18 protein-coding genes and 2 tRNA genes are annotated in these 19,371 nt (G+C 68.9%); 13 read left to right on the top strand and 7 right to left on the bottom strand.

The genetic code is table 11. From position 1 onward, the window contains the following. Positions 1-12: 12 nt before the first annotated feature. The 4 genes from ILP92_RS15575 to ILP92_RS15560 form a co-directional block, all read right to left on the bottom strand. Positions 13-1,242: a urate hydroxylase PuuD gene (locus ILP92_RS15575; protein WP_198917341.1), complete on the bottom strand. Its 1,230-nt coding sequence runs from the start codon at positions 1,240-1,242 to the stop codon at positions 13-15. A gap of 112 nt (positions 1,243-1,354) precedes the next feature. Next, positions 1,355-2,755, bottom strand: a complete 1,401-nt coding sequence (locus ILP92_RS15570) for a sensor histidine kinase (protein WP_198917340.1) — start codon at positions 2,753-2,755, stop codon at positions 1,355-1,357. 21 nt (positions 2,756-2,776) lie between these two features. Next, positions 2,777-4,195 (bottom strand): dihydrolipoyl dehydrogenase family protein, encoded by a 1,419-nt coding sequence (locus tag ILP92_RS15565; protein ID WP_198917339.1) that lies wholly within the window; start codon positions 4,193-4,195, stop codon positions 2,777-2,779. A gap of 3 nt (positions 4,196-4,198) precedes the next feature. Then, complete coding sequence (locus ILP92_RS15560; RefSeq protein WP_198917338.1) at positions 4,199-4,936, bottom strand: TVP38/TMEM64 family protein; 738 nt, start codon at positions 4,934-4,936, stop codon at positions 4,199-4,201. 252 nt (positions 4,937-5,188) lie between these two features. On the opposite strand from ILP92_RS15560, the gene rpmH reads away from it, so the two are divergent. From rpmH to yidD, 3 genes are read left to right on the top strand one after another with little or no spacing between them, the layout of a single operon-like run. Continuing rightward, positions 5,189-5,323: a 50S ribosomal protein L34 gene (gene rpmH / locus ILP92_RS15555; protein WP_198917337.1), complete on the top strand. Its 135-nt coding sequence runs from the start codon at positions 5,189-5,191 to the stop codon at positions 5,321-5,323. A 10-nt stretch (positions 5,324-5,333) separates the two neighbouring features. Further along, complete coding sequence (gene rnpA, locus ILP92_RS15550; RefSeq protein WP_198917336.1) at positions 5,334-5,726, top strand: ribonuclease P protein component; 393 nt, start codon at positions 5,334-5,336, stop codon at positions 5,724-5,726. Beyond that, on the top strand, positions 5,723-5,941 hold the full coding sequence (yidD, locus tag ILP92_RS15545) for a membrane protein insertion efficiency factor YidD (protein ID WP_198917335.1): 219 nt from the start codon (positions 5,723-5,725) through the stop codon (positions 5,939-5,941). Before rnpA ends, yidD begins: the two co-directional genes overlap by 4 nt. A gap of 50 nt (positions 5,942-5,991) precedes the next feature. Here the strand turns inward: yidD and ILP92_RS15540 are convergent, their stop codons facing one another. Next, entirely contained in the window at positions 5,992-6,552 is a 561-nt protein-coding gene (locus tag ILP92_RS15540) for a DUF1353 domain-containing protein (RefSeq protein WP_198917334.1), read from the bottom strand. 48 nt (positions 6,553-6,600) lie between these two features. Between ILP92_RS15540 and ttcA the strand changes: the two genes are divergently transcribed. From ttcA to ILP92_RS15500, 8 genes are all read left to right on the top strand, one after another. After that, the gene (gene ttcA / locus ILP92_RS15535; RefSeq protein WP_198917432.1) at positions 6,601-7,425 is read left to right on the top strand and encodes a tRNA 2-thiocytidine(32) synthetase TtcA; all 825 of its coding nucleotides are present in this window, start codon (positions 6,601-6,603) and stop codon (positions 7,423-7,425) included. A gap of 50 nt (positions 7,426-7,475) precedes the next feature. Next, positions 7,476-7,549, top strand: a tRNA-Gly gene (locus ILP92_RS15530). Positions 7,550-7,664: 115 nt separating this feature from the next. Beyond that, positions 7,665-10,373 (top strand): DUF2339 domain-containing protein, encoded by a 2,709-nt coding sequence (locus ILP92_RS15525; RefSeq protein ID WP_198917333.1) that lies wholly within the window; start codon positions 7,665-7,667, stop codon positions 10,371-10,373. Between the two features lie 94 nt (positions 10,374-10,467). Continuing rightward, a complete protein-coding gene (locus ILP92_RS15520) occupies positions 10,468-11,427 on the top strand; it encodes a DNA cytosine methyltransferase (RefSeq protein ID WP_198917332.1) in 960 nt (319 codons plus the stop codon). 4 nt (positions 11,428-11,431) lie between these two features. Continuing rightward, the gene (locus ILP92_RS15515) at positions 11,432-12,340 is read left to right on the top strand and encodes a NaeI family type II restriction endonuclease (RefSeq protein ID WP_198917331.1); all 909 of its coding nucleotides are present in this window, start codon (positions 11,432-11,434) and stop codon (positions 12,338-12,340) included. Positions 12,341-12,407: 67 nt separating this feature from the next. Beyond that, positions 12,408-14,192: an ABC transporter transmembrane domain-containing protein gene (locus ILP92_RS15510; RefSeq protein WP_198917330.1), complete on the top strand. Its 1,785-nt coding sequence runs from the start codon at positions 12,408-12,410 to the stop codon at positions 14,190-14,192. Between the two features lie 119 nt (positions 14,193-14,311). Beyond that, positions 14,312-16,186: an acyl-CoA synthetase gene (locus ILP92_RS15505; RefSeq protein WP_198917329.1), complete on the top strand. Its 1,875-nt coding sequence runs from the start codon at positions 14,312-14,314 to the stop codon at positions 16,184-16,186. Between the two features lie 65 nt (positions 16,187-16,251). Continuing rightward, positions 16,252-16,596 carry a DUF3140 domain-containing protein gene (locus ILP92_RS15500; protein ID WP_198917328.1) on the top strand — a complete coding sequence of 115 codons (345 nt, stop codon included), beginning with the start codon at positions 16,252-16,254 and terminating at the stop codon, positions 16,594-16,596. Positions 16,597-16,659: 63 nt separating this feature from the next. Here ILP92_RS15500 and ILP92_RS15495 read toward each other — a convergent pair. Then, positions 16,660-16,735: transfer RNA gene (locus ILP92_RS15495), tRNA-Trp, on the bottom strand. Between the two features lie 122 nt (positions 16,736-16,857). On the opposite strand from ILP92_RS15495, the gene ILP92_RS15490 reads away from it, so the two are divergent. Together ILP92_RS15490 and ILP92_RS15485 are read left to right on the top strand one after the other, a co-directional pair. Next, complete coding sequence (locus tag ILP92_RS15490) at positions 16,858-17,352, top strand: ferritin-like domain-containing protein (RefSeq protein WP_198917327.1); 495 nt, start codon at positions 16,858-16,860, stop codon at positions 17,350-17,352. Positions 17,353-17,451: 99 nt separating this feature from the next. Further along, on the top strand, positions 17,452-18,297 hold the full coding sequence (locus ILP92_RS15485; RefSeq protein ID WP_198917326.1) for a hypothetical protein: 846 nt from the start codon (positions 17,452-17,454) through the stop codon (positions 18,295-18,297). On the opposite strand, the gene ILP92_RS15480 is transcribed toward ILP92_RS15485, so the two are convergent. Then, positions 18,294-19,268: a zinc transporter ZntB gene (locus ILP92_RS15480; protein WP_198917325.1), complete on the bottom strand. Its 975-nt coding sequence runs from the start codon at positions 19,266-19,268 to the stop codon at positions 18,294-18,296. The genes ILP92_RS15485 and ILP92_RS15480 overlap by 4 nt on opposite strands. Positions 19,269-19,371: the final 103 nt, after the last annotated feature.

Here is a 19,371-nt window from a genome sequence, read left to right as displayed (position 1 = left end):
TCGGTCACGGCATCAGGCCCCTTGCTGGGCGGCGCGATACCAGGCGCGGATCGCGGCGCGGTCGGCATCGGACAGGTCGGTGATGTTGCCCGGCGGCATGGCGTGGCTGACGCCCGATTGCAGGAAGATCCGGCGCGCCTGGCCCGCGACGTCGGCCTCGGTTTCCAGCACGACGCCCTTGGGCGCCCAGCGGAGGCCGGGCCACACCGGCTCGCGCGCGTGGCACATGGAGCAGCGCCCGGTGACGGTCTGGTGGATGTCGGCGAAGCCCGGCGCGGCGGCGTAGCGCTGGGCCAGGGGCGTCATCGCCTGCTCGGCGGGGTCGTCGGCGTAGAGCGGCGCGGTCGAAAGCCAGGCCAGTGCCAGGAACAGCACCACCGTCACGGCCCAGGTCCAGGTGGGATTGCCCGCGCGCGCGTGGCGGGTGTTGAAGTAATGGCGGATCGACACGCCGATCAGGAAGACCAGCGCCGCGATGATCCACGCGTTGTCGGTGCCGAAGGCCAGCGGGTAGTGGTTCGACAGCATCAGGAAGATCACCGGCAGCGTCAGGTAATTGTTGTGGGTCGAGCGCAGCTTGGCGATGGCGCCGTATTTCGGGTCCGGCGTGCGGCCCGCCTTCAGGTCGGCCACCACGATGCGCTGGTTCGGCATGATGACCATCGCCACGTTGGCGGTCATGATCGTGGCGGTGATCGCGCCCAGGTGCAAAAGCGCGGCGCGGCCCGTGAAGACCTGGTTCAGCAGCCACGAGGTCGCGACGATGCCCGCGAAGAGCACCAGCATGACGGCGGTGGGCCGCGATTTCAGCGGCGAGCGGCAGAGCGCGTCGTAGCCCACCCAGCCCAGCGCGATGAAGGCCACCGACAGCGCGATGGCCTGCCAGGTGGCGAGGTCCGCGCGCGCGGGGTCGATCATGTATAACTCGGCCCCCGCCCAGTAGAGCACGGCCAGAAGGGCCACGCCCGACAGCCAGGTGGAATAGCTTTCCCACTTGAACCAGGTCAGGTGCTCGGGCATCGCGTCGGGGGCCACCAGGTACTTGCGGATATGGTAGAAGCCGCCGCCGTGGACCTGCCATTCCTCGCCATGGGCGCCGGGCGGCAGGTCGGGCGCCTTGCGCAGCCCCAGGTCCAGCGCGATGAAGTAGAACGACGATCCGATCCACGCGATGGCCGTGATCACGTGCAGCCAGCGCACCGCGAAGGCCAGCCAGTCCCACATGACGGCGAAGTCGTACATCCTGTCTTCCCAAAGGCCTGGTCGCCCCGTTGTTGAGGATTTCCCCCAGCCGGTCAATGGGCGACGCGCCCGGCCCGCGGCGGCGTCGCGACCCCGGATCCGGGCCGAGCCCTCAGGCCACGGCGGTGTCGACTATGGCCAGGGTCTTGGGCAAGGTGATCTCGAACGTGGTGCCGCGCGGCCCCGTCTCGTAAAGGCCCAGCGTGCCGCCGTGGCCGCGCACCAGTTCCGCGGCGATGGCCAGGCCAAGCCCCGATCCGCCCTTCTTCACCGCCCCCTGGAACGGCAGGAACAGGTGCTCCTGCGCCTTTGGCGGCAGGCCGGGACCGGTGTCGCTGACGCGGATGATCCAGGCCACGTCCGTCTCGACCGCGCTGATGCCGATCTCGCCCGCCTTGCGCGACGCCTCGATCGCCTGGCGGGCGTTGCGCACCAGGTTCGAGATCACGCGATAAAGCTGCTCGGGATCGGCGCGCACCAGCATCGTCGGCGACACGTCTTCGGAGAACGAGATCTCGGCATCGCCCGCCGCCAGACGCTCGCCGTCGATCACGTCGTGGACGATCTGCGCCAGGCTCACATGGCTCAGCGCGGGCGGCGGCTCGTCGGCGCGGCCGAAGGCGAGCACGCCTTCGCAGATCGACACCGCGCGGCGGATCGAGTTCAGCAGCTTCGGCACCATGCGGGCCACCGTCGGGTCCGTCGTCGTCTCGATCCGGTCGGCGAACAGCTGCGAAGTGGTCAGCACGTTGCGCAGGTCGTGGCTGATCTTGGCGACCCCGCCGCCCAGTTGCGCCAGCCGGTCCTTCTGCTTCAGCGCCGCCGTCAGCTGCGTCTGCAGCGATTGCAGCGCCTCTTCGGCGGCGCGCAGCTCGACGATACCCGCATGCGGCTCGATGATGCGGCGGGCGTCCTCGGGGGCCTTGGCGTAGCTTTCCATGGCCGCGACGACGCCCTGGATCGGCACCACCAGGAAGCGGCGCACCGCCAGGAACAGCAGCAGCGCGGTCACGACCGAGATCACCGCCGATAGCACCAGCACGCGCAGCCCGTATTCCAGCATGGCGCCCCGCAATGGCCCGGTGGCCATGGTGATCTCGATCAGCTCGCCCCCCTCGCGGACCGGCGAGCCGAGCACGCGGATCACCTCGTTGCCGGGACGGGCCAGGGTTTCAAGCGCGTCGCGGATCAACGTCCAGGGGCTCGAATCGCGCATATCGTAGGTCGCCACGATGGGCGACGGGATGGGCGAGCTCAGCACCAGCTGCCGGATCTCGTCGCGGCGCAGGACCACGTTGAAGACCTCGGCGTTTTCCAGCAGCTCGCCTTCCAGCGCGGGGTCGATCATCTCGTCGGCCAGCAGCGCCAGCGACGCGATCTGCGCGCGTTCCAGCCGCGACAGCAGGTAATCCTCGCGGAAGCGCGCGACGGACGGCAAGAAGATCAGGACTTCCGCGATCATCACGAAGACGACCGTGAGGGCAAGGAAGCGTCCTGAAAGGGTGTTCAGCATCCGCGCGCGTCCATCGATGATCTAGGGCATGTATTTCTGCACAAGCTGAACGATAGTCTTGACCGACGCGTTCTCAAAGAGTTGCGGCGAGAAATAGGCCCCAGCGGCCCGCTTGTTGATCTCGGACAGGGTGGGATAGGGCAGCACCGTGTTGGCGATGGCGCTCATCTTCTGGCCGTTGGCGATGGCCATGGCCCACATGCCGATCAGCTCGCCCGCATGGGCGCCGACGATGCTGACGCCCTTGGGCTTGCCGTTGGCGACCAGCACCTTGATGAAGCCCTTGGTCTTGCCTTCGGCGATGGCGCGGTCGTTCTCGTCGTAGTTGAACCGCACCACTTTCATCTGGCCGCCGAACTTGGCGCGCACCTGGGCCTCGGTCATGCCCACGTGGGCGAGCTCGGGATCGGTATAGGTGACCCACGGGATGTGGTCCTGCCGCGCCTTGGCCCAGGTCATGCCCAGCACGGCCGAGCGCACGATGACGCCCGCGTGGTAGCCCGCCACATGGGTGAACTGCATCCGCCCCGCCGCGTCGCCGATGGCGTAGACCCGGCTGTTGGTGGGCGAGCGCAGGTCGTCGCCCACGGTCACGGCGCGGTCGTGCTTCACCCGCGCGGCCTTCAGGTCCAGCTTGTCCAGGTTCACCTTGCGCCCCACCGCCATCAGCAAATGGCTGCCGGTGAAGCTGCCGCCTTCGGTCTCGACCGTGATGCGGCCATCCGCTTCGCTGATCCGCCTGGCCTGCTGGCCCTCGATGATCTGCACGCCCTCGGCCTGCAGCGATCCGATCACCACCTCGGCCAGCTCGCGGTCGTCGTTGCCCAGCGCCTTCAGCCCCTCGATCACCGTGACCTTGCTGCCCAGCCGGATATGCGCCTGCGCCATTTCCATCCCGATGGGACCGCCGCCGATGATCAGCAGGTGCTCGGGCCGCTCGCGCAGATCGAAGATGTTTTCGTTGGTGTAATGCGTGACGTTTTCGATCCCGTCGATGGGCGGCACGAATGGGGACGATCCCGTGGCGATCACGAAGCGGCGGGCCGTGATCTCGTGCGCGCCCGCGACGACGGTCTTCTCGTCGGTGAAGCGCGCCCAGTCCCGGATCACGCGGACGCCGAAGCCTTCGAACCGTTCCTGGCTGTCCACCGGCGCGATGGTCTCGATCACCTTGGCCACGTGGTCCTTGGCGGCGGCGTAATCCACCTGCGGCTCGACCGCGGTCACGCCCAGATCCCCGGTATGGCCCATCGCATAGGCCTGCTTGGCCGCGGCCAGCAGCGATTTCGACGGCACGCAGCCGTAGTTCAGGCAATCGCCGCCCATCTTGTGGCCCTCGATCAGCACCACGTCGGCGCCCATCTGGCTGGCCCCCGCCGCCACCGACAGCCCGCCCGAGCCCGCGCCGATGATGCAGATGTCACACTTGATCTTTTCCATGGCTCAGATTCCTTTCTTGCCGCGCACGGCCTTCAGAATGATGGGCAGCGCGGCCAGAAGGCACAGGCCCAGGATCGGCAGCAGGATATGCGGCTCGAAGATGATGCCCAGGTTCGGCGTCTCGCCGCGGGCGAAGACCTCGCCCAGGCCCGCGCCGACGCTGGTATAGACCACCGCGCCGGGGATGATGCCGAAGAAGGTGGTGACGGCGAATTTCCACAGCGCCACGCCGACGAAGGCCGGGACCAGGTTCGCCACGAAGAACGGCACCGCGGGGACCAGCCGGATCAGGAACAGGATCGACCATTCGTTCTCGTCGATGCCCGCCTTGATGCGCGACACCAGCCCGTCGGACGCATCCATCCGCGCGGCCAGCCGGTCGCCCAGGCCCCAGCGCGCGGCCAGGAAGATGCAGATCGCCCCCAGCGTGGCGCCGGTGACGTTGTAAAGCGCGCCCGGGAAGGTGGCGAACAGGAACCCGCCGGTCAGCGTGGCGATGGTGGCACCGGGCAGCGAAAACGCGACGATGCCGATATACGCCGCGATGAAGACCAGCACCGTGGCCAGGTAATTGGCGTCGCGGAACGCGATCAGCCGCTCGCGATTCGCGGCCAGCGTGTCGAAGGTCAGGTAATCGCGCAGCGTGAAGGCCCCCACCAGCGCCACCAGGCCGATCGCGATGATCGGCAGGCGCCTGAGCCATTTCGAGCCCTTGGCCCGGTGGTCGTCCGTCTGTTCCATGCCTGTCTCCCATGCTTGTGACTGTCGCGGCTGGGCATCAAGTTGGGCACGGCAGCGCGGCTCGGCCATCTATGTCACCTTTGGTTGAAATCTGTAACGTCCCGCGGGACCGAATAGGGCCAATCTGAAACATTGGTCGCGCGTTTTGTAACATGGCGGCGTGTTGACAGCCCCGTCCCGCCCCCCTAAAGAGCGGGCTTCGAGACATGAGGCGCGGGATCTGCCGCGCACCGCACCCGACGGAGAGACGCGATGAAACGCACCTTCCAGCCTTCGAACCTGGTTCGCAAGCACCGCCACGGCTTCCGTGCGCGCATGGCCACCAAGGCCGGCCGCAAGATCCTGAACGCGCGCCGCGCCAAGGGCCGCAAGTCGCTCTGCGCGTAAGGCACGTGCCGTGATCGACGCAAAGCCCGCCGCAGAGCGATCTGCGGGCGGGCTTTTGTCTTTGGACGCGACGCTGCCGCCCCGGATCACGGCGCGCGCCGATTTCCTGGCCGCGGCGCGGGCGCGCTCGGTGCGGATGCCCGGCTTCCTGCTGCAGGCCCGCCGCCGGGACGATCCGGGCCCGCTGCGGGTGGGCTTCACCTGTTCCAAGAAGGTCGGCAACGCGGTGGCGCGCAACCGCGCCAAGCGCCGCCTGCGCGAAATCGCGCGGCTGGAGCTGCCCGCGCTGGGCCGACCCGGCTGGGATTACGTGCTGGTCGGCAAGCGCGACGCGACCGCCAGCCGCGACTTCGCGCAGATGCGCGCCGACCTGGCCGCGGCCCTGCGCAAGGTCCACCCATGAGCCCCGCCGCCCGCCTCCTGGCCCTGCCGGTCCGCGCCTACCGCGCGGTGCTGTCGCCCTGGGTGGGCTTCAGCTGCCGCTACGATCCCAGCTGCTCGGCCTACGCGCTCGAGGCGCTGGACAAGCACGGCGCGCTGAAGGGCGGCTTGCTCACCCTGCGCCGGATCGGACGCTGCCATCCCTGGGGCGGCTCGGGCATCGACAACGTGCCCTAAGGCGCACGTTTTCCTCGAGGAAAACGTCACGGATTTCTCGAGAAATCCGGTCACTGCCCCGCCCGGGGCACCACGAAGGCGGTCTTCAGCGTCGGATCGCCCAGGTCGGCGAAGGCGCGGTCGGGATCGGCCCGCGCATAGGCCCCGGCCCCGAACAGCCGCAGCCCCCAGTAGATGCCCAAGCGCCGCCAGGCGCGCACGCCCGCCGCCTCCATCGCCAGCAGCATCACCCGGTCGGCGAACAGCCGGTCCGGCGCGCGCGGGCCGTGTCCCGGCAGGAACGACCACGCCACGTAGAGGTAGTCGTGGATGATCGCCGCCTCCAGCCACGGCCCCACCCGCCCCACGAAGAACCGCAGCAGCACCGGCACCGATGTCAGGTCCGTCACCAGCCCGCGCGGCGCGCTCAGCATCCGCCGTTCGCCGTCGATCGTCACCGCGCAGTCGAAATCGTGCTGCAGCACGTAATCGCCATCCTCGCCCAACCGGTCCAGCAGGTTGTTCACCGGCCGGATCAGGCTCAGCGGGGACAGGTATTCGAACGCCACCACGGCGTCCCAGCGATCGGGATAGGGATTGACGGCGCGGGGCGGTGCGGATCGAAGCTGCATGGCCAACCTTTGCTTTGCGGGCGCGCGGAAATGGATTATCCGGCGGACATGCTGGATCATAGCGACATTCACCCGCTGTTTCACGGGGCCCCGGATAGCACCGAGTTCCTCAAGCTTCGCAAACGCATCGTCCGCCAGACCCGCGAGGCGGTCGAGCGCTACGGCATGGTGCGCAAGGGCGACCGCTGGCTTGTCTGCCTGTCGGGCGGCAAGGACAGCTACACGCTGCTGGCCGTGCTGCACGAGCTGCAGTGGCGCGGCCTGCTGCCGGTGGAGCTGCTGGCCTGCAATCTCGACCAGGGGCAGCCGGGCTTCCCGGCGACGGTGCTGCCCGAGTTCCTGCAGCGCAGGGGCGTGCCGCACCGGATCGAATACCGCGACACCTATTCCATCGTCATGGACAAGATCCCCCAGGGCCGGACCTTCTGCGCGCTCTGCTCGCGGCTGAGGCGCGGCAACCTCTACCGTATCGCGCGCGAGGAAGGATGCGCCGCCGTCGTGCTGGGCCACCACCGTGACGACATCCTGGAGACGTTCTTCATGAACCTCTTCCACGGCGGGCGGCTGGCCACCATGCCGCCGAAGCTCGTCAACGAAGACGGCGACCTGTTCGTCCTGCGCCCCCTGGCCCACGTGGCCGAAGCCGATTGCGACCGTTTCGCCCGCGCGCTGGACTACCCGATCATCCCCTGCGATCTCTGCGGCAGCCAGGACGGTCTGCAGCGCCAGCAGGTCAAGCAGATCCTCGACGGGTGGGAGCGCAACAGCCCCGGCCGCCGCCAGGTCATGTTCCGCGCGCTGATGAACGCGCGGCCGTCGCATCTGCTGGACCCGGCACTGTTCGATTTCGCCGCTCTGGACCTGAAGGACTGAGCGACGCGCTTGCACCGGCGCGGGGCTTGGCGTATCGAATGGGCGACGCTGCGGGCGTTGTGTAATGGTAAGACCTCAGCCTTCCAAGCTGATGATGCGGGTTCGATTCCCGCCGCCCGCTCCATCCCCCACCTTTGTCCGATCGCGCCATCCACGCGCCTTGATATCGCCCCGGCTTGCGGAAACGATGGGGTATCGGGATGCCCTTGCGCGTCCTGCAGGGCGTGAGGCGTGCGGTGATGGGTTTCCTTTTTTCAGTGATCGTGCTGATCGGCTTTCCGTGGTTGTGGCTGCGCCAGAACGCGCTGCGGCGCCGGATCGACGCGCTGGAGTCGCGGCAGCGCGATACCGCCGCGCCGGTCCCGGACGCGGCCCGCACCGAAACCCCCACGTCGGATGACGCCACCGCACCAAGATCCGCGCCGACGCCCCGGCGCAAACCCAATTTCGCGCGCGCCCAAGCCCAGGTCGCGCGCGACCAGGCCGAAAGCGTCCCGCTCCCGCCCGCCCCGAAGCGAAGCCCGGCCTACGTGCTTTCCCAGGGCAATGTCGACGCGCTGGGCGGCTGGCTGCGCGCCAACTGGACGCTGGCCATCGCGGCGGTGTCGCTGATCCTAGGCGGGCTCTTCATGGTGCAATACGGGGTCGAGCGCGGGTTGCTGTCGCCGCGCCTGCGCATCCTCGGCGCGCTGGCGCTGGGCGTCGCCCTTATCGGCGCGGGCGAATGGGTCCGACGGCGCCATGGCGACGAAAGCCCGCTGACCCGCCACCTGCCATCGACCTTCGCGGGTGCGGGAATCGTGGTGCTGTTCATCGCCTGCCTGTCGGCCCACGCACTTTACGGCCTGATCGGCTCCGGCCTGGCGTTGGCAGCAGCCGCCCTGGTCGCGGCGGCCGCGATCCTGATGGGCTGGCTCTACGCCCCGTTCCTGCCCGCCATCGGCCTGCTGGGCGGCTTGGCGGCGCCGGTCCTCGTTGGCGGGTCCAGCGGCGATCCGATCGTGCTTTACCCCTATTTCACCGTGCTGGGACTGGCCGGGCTGGCCATCGACAGCCCGCGCCGCACCGCGTGGCTGTCGACGCTGGCGCTGATCGTGGCGATGGCGGGCCTCGAGCTGGCCCGCGTGGCCCAGCCCGACGCGCTGGCGTTCCTGCTGGCCGCCCTTGCCCTGGCCGCGGGCACCCTGATCGTGCCGCAATGGACGCTGGTGCCGCGCCTGTCGGGCCCGCCCGTGCCCCCCTGGAACGGATCGGGGCGGCCCGCCTTCCCCGCGCTTCTGGGTGCCGCGGGGATCGCGATCGCGTGTTACGTGACGCTGGCGATCGGGCTGGACGGCCTGCGCGCGACCGACCAGAGCTGGCTGGCTCTGGGCGGCTTCGTCGGCCTTTTCGCCGTCCACGCCCTGTGGTTGCGCCGCGCGGCACCGCTCGACCCGCTGGCGGTGCTGCCGGTGCTGGGCTTCCTGGCGCTGGCCGCGCTGCAACCGCTCGAACGCGGGGCGCTCTGGACCGACTTCGCCGCCTTCGCCCAGGCCGAGCCCGAGACGGCGCTGCCCACCGTCCTGTGGTGGATCCTGGGCGGGGCCGCGATCGTGGCGCTGGCCGCGTTCCAGCGGTTGCGCATGGTCCTGCACGACGCCCCCGATGCGCCCGGCGCGACCTGGTGGACCACGCTCGCCGCCACGATCCTGCCCGCGACCGCCCTGCTGGTCGAGCGGCTCTGGACCCCGCGCGACATCATCGGCGCCTACCCGGTGGCGCTGGCCGTGATGGCGGGCGCGGCCCTGCTGGTTGTCCTGACGCAGGCCCGCGCGCGTCTGGGCGGCGCCTTCCGGCAGCGCGAGACGGGGATGCTGGCCGCCAGCGCCCTGCTGATGATCGCGCTCGCGCTGTTCCTGCTGCTGACCAAGGACGCGCTGACGTTGGGCCTGGCGGTGCTGATGGTGCTGGCCGTGGCGCTGGACCGGCGCTTCGGTCTGCGGATCCTGGTCTGGGTGGCGCAGCTGGGCGCGGCGGTGATCGGTTACCGGCTCGTCGTCGATCCCGGCGTGGATTTCAGCGCCGTCCGGTCCAGCTGGCCCGCGTTCCTCGCGTCGCATCTGGGCGCGATCGCCGGGTTCGAGGCCGCGCGCCGCCTGGCCCGTCCGAACCGCCGCACCCTGGTCGCGGTGGCCGAATCGGGGCTTGCGACGACCCTGGGGCTGCTGGTCATGCTGCTGATCGCGCGCGCCTTCGACGGCCAGCCGTCGGCCGCGTGGTTTCCGGGCCTCTTGGCCGCGATCTGGGCCTCGGTGGCGATGGGCCAGGTCTGGCGCCTGCGGGGCGCGCGCGGCGCGGTGCGCGTCCTGCGCGCGGGCCTGAGCGGCATCGCGGCCCTTTCCGCGCTGGCCTTCATGGGCCTGCAGGTCGTGACCAGCGCCTTCATGCTCAAGCGGCCGGTGCCGGAAGTGGTCGTCGGCCCGCCGATCTTCGACACCATCGCGGTGGCGTGGCTGCCGCTGGCCGCCGTGCTGGGCATCTGCGCCTGGATCGCGGGCCGCAGCGGCCTTGGCCAGGCGCGGACCTTGCGCATCGTGTCCTGCGCGGGCGCGGCGCTGGCCGTGATCGCCTGGGGGTTCCTCGAAATCCGGCGGCTCTGGCGCGGACCGGACCTGTCGGCCTTCGGCCCGTCGGATGGCGAGCTTTACACCTACACCCTGGCCATGCTGGCCGCATCGCTGGCGGTGCTGGCCGTCGCGGTGCTGCGCCGCTCCGAATTGCTCCGCCGGATCGCCATGATCGGCGTCGCGCTGACCATCGCCAAGGTCTTCCTGCTGGACACGGCGGGCCTGTCGGGGCTGACGCGGGTGGTGTCCTTCGTGGGGCTGGGCCTTGCGCTGGCCGGGCTCGCCTGGGTCAACCGCAGGATCGACGGGCTGTGGAGCCCGCGCGACCCAAAGCCCGATTGAGGCGCGGAAATCCTTGCCCGGCGCGCGGGGGCGGGCTAGGAACGGATGGCGAACAGGTGCCACCCGTGGTGGGCGGGCAAGGGGGACGGTCCAGATGCTGACATCGGTGGAACTTTGCGCCGGTGCGGGCGGACAGGCCCTGGGGCTGGAACAGGCGGGCTTTCACCACACCGCGCTGGTCGAGATCGACAAGCATTGCTGCGCCACCCTGCGCCACAACCGGCCCGACTGGCACGTGCTGGAACAGGATCTGCGCGTCTTCAAGGACGACGCCGCGCGCTACCGCGGCATGGACCTGCTGGCGGGCGGACTGCCCTGCCCGCCCTTCTCGGTCGCGGGCAAGCAGCTGGGCGAGGCTGATGAGCGCAATCTCTTCAACGACGCCATCGACATCATCGACGCGGCCCGCCCCCGCGCCGTGATGATCGAGAACGTGCGCGGCTTCCTCGACGCCGTGTTCCACGACTACCGCGAGCGGCTGAAGGGCCAGCTGACCCGGCTGGGCTACGTCACCGACTGGCGGCTCTTGAACGCGTCCGATTACGGCGTGCCGCAACTGCGTCCGCGCGTGGTGATCGTGGCGGTCGAACGCGCCCGCGCCGAGCATTTCGACTGGCCCGACCCGAACCCCCACAACCCCGCCACGGTAGGCGCGACCCTGCGCGACCTGATGGCGGCCGACGGCTGGCCGGGTGCGGCGGCCTGGGCGGACAAGGCCGACGAGATCGCGCCGACCATCGTGGGCGGATCGAAAAAGCACGGCGGCCCGGACCTGGGCCCCACCCGCGCCCGCGCCGCCTGGGCCACGCTGGGGGTCGAAGGCCGCACACTGGCCAACGCGCCGCCCGCCCCCGATCATGCGGGCATGCCGCGCCTGACCGTGCCCATGGTCGCCCGCATCCAGGGCTTTCCCGACGACTGGCACTTCACCGGCGCCAAGACCAACGCCTATCGCCAGGTCGGCAACGCGTTCCCGCCGCCGGTGGCCCGCGCGGTGTCGGCCCAGATCGCGCGCACCCTGCGCAAGCGCGTGCTGCGGCCGGTCCGCGCCTGATCCCGTGAAGGCGATCCCGGTCAGCCAGGTCGCGCCGGGCCACCCCGACCACGCCCTGCTGTCCGCGATCGCGGGCGACATCACCGCGCGGGCGGGCGGCCGGGCCGCGCTGGCCGACAAGCTGGCCGCCATGCTGCGCGCCTGCATCGACGACGTCATCATGACCGCCAAGACCGGGCGCCGCTCCTACGACGAGCTGGAAAAGACCGAAAAGACCTATATCGGCACCCGGGTCGAGATCGAGCTGCGCGCGCTGCTGGGCCTGAAGCGCGGGCGGCTCGATACCGAGATCCTGGGCCATGACGTCGACATCAAGCACACCATGGGCGCCAACTGGATGATCCCGACCGAAGCGGTGGACCAGCCCTGCATCGTGGTCGCCGCCGACGAAGTGCAGGCGCGCTGCTACATGGGGCTGATCGTGGCGCGGGCCGACCACCTGACCGCGGGGCAGAACAAGGACGCCAAGCGCAGCGTGTCGGCCCATGGCTTCGCGCAGATCCTGTGGCTGGTCGAGCGGCACCCCTACCCGCCCAATTTCTGGCGCACGGTCGATCCCGACACGGTCGCGCGGATCTTCGCGGGCGACACCGGCAACGCGCGCATGGCCCAGCTCTTCCGCGAGATCCAGCGCCGCCCCATCGCGCGCGACGTGGTCGAAGCGGTGGCCCGGCAGCGCGACTTCATGCGCCGGATCCGGTCCGACAAGGGGCGCGGCACCCGCGACATACTGGCGCGCGAGGGCGTGCTGCTGCTGTCCGGCCAATACGACGCCGCGCTGATCGCGGAATTGGGGCTGCGGACCTGCGGGCCCAGCGAATTCATCGCCTGTCGCCCGGCCTCGGCGGCGCAGATCGACCTTGCCGCGCGGCACGGGCTCGCGCTGGGCGGCAAGGGCTCACCCGCAGGCTGATATTGCCGCCGCCCCGACACTTGCCTAGAAGGTTGCGATCCCGGACCCACGCGATACGAGGCACCCCTTGGCCGACACCACGACCGAAGAGCGGGCGAAATCCAAGAAGATCGGCGCGCTGGCCGCGCTCTGGCCGTTCCTGCAGCCCTATCGCGTGCTGCTGGCGGGCGCGGGGCTGGCGCTGGTCCTGACGGCCTGCGTGTCGCTGATCCTGCCCATCGCCGTGCGCCGCGTGGTCGACGGGTTCGAAACCTCGGCCGAGGCGCTTCTGGACAGCTATTTCCTGGCCGCGCTTGCCATCGCCGGGCTGATGGCCCTGGGCACAGGGCTGCGCTACTACCTGGTCACGCGGCTGGGCGAACGGGTCGTGACCGACATCCGCAAGGCCGTGTTCGACCGGGTCATCGGCATGTCGCCCGCCTTCTACGAACGCATCATGACCGGCGAGGTGCTGAGCCGCATCACCACCGACACCACGCTGATCCTGTCGGTGATCGGCTCGTCCGTGTCCATCGCGCTTCGGAACCTGCTGATCCTGATCGGCGGTCTGGCGCTGCTGTTCTACACCTCGGTCAAGCTGTCGCTGATGGTTATGCTGCTGGTGCCGCTGGTGATCGTGCCGATCATCACCCTGGGCCGCCGCCTGCGCAAGCTCAGCCGCGAGAACCAGGATTGGATCGCGCAATCCTCGGGCAACGCGTCCGAGGCGCTGTCGTCCGTCCAGACCGTCCAGGCCTTCACCCACGAGACCGCGTCGCGGGCCCGCTTCGCGGACGTGACCGAGGAATCCTTCCGCTCGGCCAAGACCCGCATCGGGGTGCGCGCGGCGATGACGGTGATCGTCATCATGCTGGTCTTCTCGGGCATCGTGGGGGTGCTGTGGATGGGCGCGCGCGACGTGCGCGCCGACGTGATGACCGTGGGCGAGCTGGTGCAGTTCGTGATCTACGCGGTGATGGTGGCGGGCGGCGTCGCCGCGCTGTCGGAAGTCTGGGGCGAGCTGCAGCGCGCCGCGGGCGCCACCGAGCGGCTGGTCGAGCTGCTGACCGCCACCGACAGCGTTCTGGACCCCGCCGACCCGGTGCCCGCCCCCGCCCGTCCCGAAGGCCGCATCCGCTTCGACGACGTGCGCTTCTTCTACCCCGCGCGCCCCGCCGCCGCCGCCCTGGACGGCGTGTCGTTCGAGGTCAATCCGGGCGAAACCGTCGCCCTGGTCGGCCCCTCGGGGGCGGGCAAGACCACGATCATCCAGCTTCTGCTGCGCTTCTACGATCCCACCAGCGGCACCGTCACGCTGGACGGCGTGCCGCTGGACCGCATGGCGCGCAGCGATTTCCGCCGCCACATGGCGCTGGTCCCGCAGGACCCGGTGATCTTCGCCGCCTCCGCCCGCGACAACATCCGCTTCGGCCGGCCGGACGCGTCGGATGCCGAGGTCGAGCAGGCCGCGAAAGCCGCCGCCGCCCATGACTTCCTGACCGCCCTGCCCGATGGCTACGACAGCTACGTGGGCGAGCGCGGCGTGATGCTGTCGGGCGGCCAGAAACAGCGCATCGCCATCGCCCGCGCCATCCTGCGCGACGCCCCGGTGCTGCTGCTGGACGAAGCGACCAGCGCGCTCGACGCCGAATCCGAGCACCTGGTCCAGCAGGCGGTCGAGCGGCTGGCCGCGGGCCGCACCACGCTGGTCGTCGCCCACCGCCTGGCCACGGTGAAGAAGGCCGACCGCATCCTGGTGTTCGAAGCGGGCCGCATCGTCGCCACCGGCACCCATGACGAGTTGGTGGACCAGGGTGGGCTCTACGCCCGTCTGGCGCGGCTGCAATTCACCGCCGGATTGGCCGCAGAATAGCGCCACTTTCCCCTTTCCCTTGCTTTGTCGCAGCGTCAGACTTGCGCGAAATGGCGTTTCTTTGCTGATGAACGCCCAGGGACAAGCCCGCAAAACCGGGCAAAGGGAGGAAAGACTGCATGGTATACGCCAACTACGCCGACCGACAGGCCATCGAGGACGTGGGCCCCTGGTCCGAACGCGACCTGCCAAGGACTGTCTGGCAGATGCTGAACAAGACGGCCGACAAGCACGGCACGCGCCCCGCGGTGACCTTCCAGCTGTTCTCGGGTCCCGACGACAAGGCCGAAACGCTGACGTGGAACGACCTGCGCGCCCAGACCGCGCAGATGGCGAACCTGCTGCGCGAGCTTGGCGTGGGCGAGACCGACAAGGTCGCCTACCTGCTGCCCAACTGCAACGAGGCCATCGTGACCTACCTGGGCGGCATGGTGGCGGGCGTCGTGAACCCCATCAACCCGCTGCTCGAGGCCGAGCAGATCGCATCCATCCTGCGCCAGACCGAGGCCAAGGTGCTCGTGACCCTGCGCGCCTTCCCCAAGACCGACGTGGCGCAGAAGGCCGCCGACGCCGTCGCGCTGGCCCCCAATGTCAAGCACGTGATCGAGGTCGATCTGCATCGCTACCTGACCGGCCTGAAGAAGCTGATCGTCCCGCTGATCCGACCCAAGGTCGAGGTCAAGCACGACGCGCAGGTCCACGCCTGGTCGGCGGTCGTGGGCAAGCAGAAGAAGGCCCTGACCTTCGAGGACAGCAGCGCCGACCGCGTCTGCACCAACTTCCACACCGGCGGCACCACCGGCATGCCCAAGGTGGCGCAGCACAAGTATTCGGGCGTGATCTACAACGGCTGGCTGGGCAAGGAGCTGCTCTTCGACGAGAATGACAACCTGATCTGCCCACTGCCCATGTTCCACGTCTTCGCCGCCATCGTGGTCATGGGCGCAAGCCTCGCGAGCGGAGCGCATGTCGTCTTTCCGACGCCCCAGGGCTATCGCGGCGAAGGCGTGTTCGACAATTTCTGGAAGCTCTGCGAGCGGCACAAGATTACCTTCATGATCACCGTGCCCACCGCCATGTCGGCGCTGATGCAGCGCAAGGTGGACGCCGACATCTCGAAGCTGAAGATCGCCTTCTGCGGCTCGGCGCCCCTGCCGCTCGAGCTCTACCGCCGGTTCGAGGAAGCCGCGGGCGTCACCATCTGCGAAGGCTACGGGCTGACCGAAGCCACCTGCCTCGTGTCCATCAACCCGCCCGACGGCGAAAAGAAGGTGGGCTCGATCGGCATCCCGTTCCCCTACACGGACGTGAAGATCGTCAAGAACGGCGAAGAATGCCCGGTCGACACCATCGGCGAGATCTGCGTCTCGTCGCCCGGCATCTACGAGGGCAAGACCTATACCGAGGACGACAAGAACAAGGACCTGTTCCACGCGGGCAAGTATCTGCGGACGGGCGACCTGGGGCGGCTCGACGCCGACGGCTACCTGTGGATCACCGGCCGCGCCAAGGACCTCATCATTCGTGGCGGCCACAACATCGACCCCGCCGAGATCGAAGAGGCGCTGGCGGGCCACGAAGCCGTCGCCATGGCGGGCGCCATCGGCCAGCCCGACGCCCATGCGGGCGAGCTGCCCTGCGCCTATGTCGAGCTGGTGGGCGGCGCGGATGTCACCACCGACGAGCTGCTGAAGTTCGCCAAGGACAAGATCCACGAACGCGCCGCCTGGCCCAAGCATATCGAGGTGCTGGACGAGCTGCCGAAGACCGCCGTGGGCAAGGTGTTCAAGCCCGACCTGCGGCGCCTGGCCTTCACCCGCGTCTATGACGCGGCGCTGAAGGACGCGGGCCTCACGGCCCATGTGGCGGAAGTGATCGAGGACAAGAAGCGCGGCCTGGTGGCCCGGATCGCGCCCGAAGGCAACGTCGACCGCGACGCCGTGGCCCGCGTCATGGGCGACTATGCCGGCCACTGGGAATGGGCCGACGCGTAAGCCGCGCAGGCTCGGAACCCGATCACCGCTCCTTCGCTTGGGATGCCAGGCGAAGGAGCTTTTTCATGGCGAAATCACGCGACGAGATCTGGGACGAATGGCGCGACCGCGTCAACATGGCCCCGCAGGAACTGGAAGACTGGCTGCAGACCGATGAAAGCAAGTCCGTGGGCGACAGCGACGACGGCGAATCCACCGGCCACGCCTCGGGGCGGCGGATCGTGAAGATCAAGCGCACCAACAAGGACGAGCTGACCGACGACCAGTGGGACCACATGGGCAAGGTCGTGGGATACATCAACCGCCACTGCGCGCAGGTGCCCGATGGCGACATCGAAGACAGCACCTGGCGCTATTCGCTGATGAACTGGGGCCACGACCCGCTGAAGGACGATGGCTGCGCCAGCTGAGAAATCTTTCGGAAACATGAAGATAGCGGGCGCATCGCCATATCCGCGGATATAATCGGCGGTTGGCAGGGGCAGCAGGGTTCGAACCCGCGACCTACGGTTTTGGAGACCGTCGCTCTACCAGCTGAGCTATACCCCTATCCGACCGCTTCGGTAAGCCAGCCCCGCCGGGGGGTCAAGACCCTGTTCACAAGGAACCTGGCGGCGTGCTGCCCGTTGGTCGGTCAGGAAATTCGAACTGACAACAGGGAGCCAACCGTCATGGCCATGAACAACCTCAAGGACGTCTATATCGACCAGATGCAGGACCTCTACTCGGCCTGCAAGCAATCGCTCGACGCCACCACGGCGCTGGGCCGCGCCGCCAAGAACAAGGAGCTGTCCGAAGCCCTGATCGCGGGGGCCAGCGGCATTTCCGACGGCATGGAAAAGGTCGCGCAGCTCTGCTCGGACCACGGCGTCGACCCCGACGGCGAGTTCTGCAAGGGCATGGAAGGGCTGGTCAAGGAAGCCCACGCCCACGCGCTGGACGAAGAGTTCGGCGACGAGGACACCCAGGACGCCATGATCATCACCCAGTACCAGCGCATGGTGCATTATGCGCTGGCCGGCTACGGCTGCCTGGTGGCCTTCGCCAACCGGCTGGGCCTCGACGGCGACGCGGCCGTGCTGCAGGAATGCCTAGACCAGACCTATGACGGCGACAAGCGCATGACCCAGATCGCCACCCACGGTGTGAACGCGGCAGCCGCGTGAATTCGCTTAAATAGCGCCGCAAATTCCGCTTTGCCCTTTGCGGGATGACAATCTTTTCGCGCTTTGATCCCCACAGGCACAAGTCTGTGGGGATTTTTCGTGCAACACGCGGTCAAATGGAAGGCAGCGACGCCCTGGGCGTCCGAACGGATTCCGCCGCACGTGGCGCGCGTGCCCACCATGCTGCGCCCCATCGAAGGGCGTTTCTACCAGTGGCTCGCGCGCACGCAGACGGCGGCGGATGCGGCGGTGGTGGACCTGGGCGCCTTCGTCGGCGGATCGTCCGCGCGGCTGGCCCACGGGCTGTCCCAAAGCGGCCACGCCGCCCGGTTGCACGTCTATGACCGCTTCACCGCGTCCGAAGCGTTGAAGCAACGGATGCTCTACCCCGCCGGGGTCGCGCCGTTTCCCGGCGAAGACACGTTCGAGCTGGCCAAAAGCCACCTGGCCCCCTGGCACCGGCGGATCACCCTTCACCGCGGCCGGATCGAAGACATCGGCTGGTGTGGCGATCCGATCCGGGTGCTGTGCATCGACGCGTTCAAAAGCGCCGACGCGACCGATGCCATGGTCGCGCAGTTCTTCCCGTCGCTGGTGCCCGGGCGCTCGGTCGTGGTGCACCAGGATTTCCTGCAGCCGACCCAGCCCTGGCTGGTGGCACTCATGTGGGCCTTGCGCGACGTGTTCGAGCCGCTGGCCTACGTCCGGCACGCGACCATCGCCTTCCGCTGCACGCGCCGGATCCTGCCGTCGCACCTGCGCAAGGCCCGGGTGGCGCGCCTCAGCGACGAGGACCTGCTGTCCGCCATCGCGAAGTCGCGCCGCGCCTATGCCGGCTGGGGGATCGGCCAGCCCTTGCGGCGGATGGAAACGGTGCTGCAGGCATCGCCGGGATGCCGCGTGGCGCACATGATGACCCACGAGCGCAAGCGCTTCGCGGCCTAGAGCAGCCGGAACGCCCGCAGGATCGCCAGCACGACAATGGCCAGCCCCGCCATCAGCCCGCAGAACACCCAGAAGGCGGGCGGCCAGGCCGCGCCCGGCATCCCCGCCAGGTTGATGCCCATGAGACCGGTCATGAAGCCCAGTGGCAGGAACACGGCCGAGATCATCGACAGGACATACAGGTTCCGGTTCAGCCGCTCGTCGCGGGCGGCGTCGATCTCGGTGCGGATCGTGGCCAGTTGGTCGCGGATGGCGTCGAGCGTTTCGACCACGCGGGTCAGCTGGTCCAGCTGCTCGCCCAGGATCGCGCGCTGCGGATCGCCCACCCACGCCATGTTGGCCCGCAGGATGTCGCGTACCGCGTCGCGCTGGGGCGGCAATACGCGGCGCAGGTCGGCCAGCTCGAGCCGCTGGTCGGTGGTCTCGGACCCGTAATGGGACAGCGGCGCCTCGATCACCGCGGCCTCGAGCGCTTCGGACCGCGCGTCGAGATCGCTGACCTGTTCCTCGATCCGGTCGGTCAGAAGCTCGACCAGCTGGGCCAGGAAGGCGCCGCTGGTCTCGGGGCCCTTGCCGCCCGCGATGCTTTCGGCCAGCACGTCCACCGATTGCAGACGCCTGCGCGACATGGACACGATGCGGGACGGATCGGCGTAAAGCCGCAGCGAAATCGTGTCCTCGGGATCCGCGCCCTCGTTCAGGTTGATGCCGCGCAGGATGACCAGCAGCCCCTCGCCGAGCTTCAGCGCGCGGGGCCGGACCTGCGGTTCGATTAAGGCGGCGCGGATCGCGGGATCCAGGTAGGACAGATGCTCGTCGATCCACTGGGTCGTGTCGGGATGGTCGGCGCTCAGATGCAGCCAGGCCGGTGCGTCGTCGCGCAGGGCGCGTGCGATGTCGGCGTCGCTGTCGATGGGGCGGCCGCGATCGGTGCCCGCCAGGTGGTGCGCGAAGACGACATGGTCATCCATAATCTTGTCCTTCGGAACGAAAAACGGGCGCCCCTGTTCGGGGCGCCCGGCGATCAGGTGCGCTGCGTCGCGGGTTACTCGATGATTTTCGAGACCACGCCGG

The organism is Palleronia pontilimi (genome assembly GCF_016412875.1).
In the GTDB taxonomy this organism is placed as follows: Bacteria; Pseudomonadota; Alphaproteobacteria; order Rhodobacterales; family Rhodobacteraceae; genus Palleronia; species Palleronia pontilimi.
This window is presented reverse-complemented; position numbering and strand designations above follow the sequence as displayed.

Excerpts from the sequence above, each read along its gene's own strand:
- ILP92_RS15570 (WP_198917340.1), bottom strand. The coding sequence starts at position 2,755 with ATGCTGAACACCCTTTCAGGACGCTTCCTTGCCCTCACGGTCGTCTTC.
- ILP92_RS15520 (WP_198917332.1), top strand. The coding sequence starts at position 10,468 with ATGCTGACATCGGTGGAACTTTGCGCCGGTGCGGGCGGACAGGCCCTG.
- ILP92_RS15505 (WP_198917329.1), top strand. The coding sequence starts at position 14,312 with ATGGTATACGCCAACTACGCCGACCGACAGGCCATCGAGGACGTGGGC.
- yidD (WP_198917335.1), top strand. The coding sequence starts at position 5,723 with ATGAGCCCCGCCGCCCGCCTCCTGGCCCTGCCGGTCCGCGCCTACCGC.
- rpmH (WP_198917337.1), top strand. The coding sequence starts at position 5,189 with ATGAAACGCACCTTCCAGCCTTCGAACCTGGTTCGCAAGCACCGCCAC.
- ILP92_RS15565 (WP_198917339.1), bottom strand. The coding sequence starts at position 4,195 with ATGGAAAAGATCAAGTGTGACATCTGCATCATCGGCGCGGGCTCGGGC.
- ttcA (WP_198917432.1), top strand. The coding sequence starts at position 6,601 with ATGCTGGATCATAGCGACATTCACCCGCTGTTTCACGGGGCCCCGGAT.
- ILP92_RS15575 (WP_198917341.1), bottom strand. The coding sequence starts at position 1,242 with ATGTACGACTTCGCCGTCATGTGGGACTGGCTGGCCTTCGCGGTGCGC.
- ILP92_RS15540 (WP_198917334.1), bottom strand. The coding sequence starts at position 6,552 with ATGCAGCTTCGATCCGCACCGCCCCGCGCCGTCAATCCCTATCCCGAT.
- ILP92_RS15500 (WP_198917328.1), top strand. The coding sequence starts at position 16,252 with ATGGCGAAATCACGCGACGAGATCTGGGACGAATGGCGCGACCGCGTC.
- ILP92_RS15490 (WP_198917327.1), top strand. The coding sequence starts at position 16,858 with ATGGCCATGAACAACCTCAAGGACGTCTATATCGACCAGATGCAGGAC.
- ILP92_RS15480 (WP_198917325.1), bottom strand. The coding sequence starts at position 19,268 with ATGGATGACCATGTCGTCTTCGCGCACCACCTGGCGGGCACCGATCGC.
- ILP92_RS15525 (WP_198917333.1), top strand. The coding sequence starts at position 7,665 with ATGGGTTTCCTTTTTTCAGTGATCGTGCTGATCGGCTTTCCGTGGTTG.
- ILP92_RS15560 (WP_198917338.1), bottom strand. The coding sequence starts at position 4,936 with ATGGAACAGACGGACGACCACCGGGCCAAGGGCTCGAAATGGCTCAGG.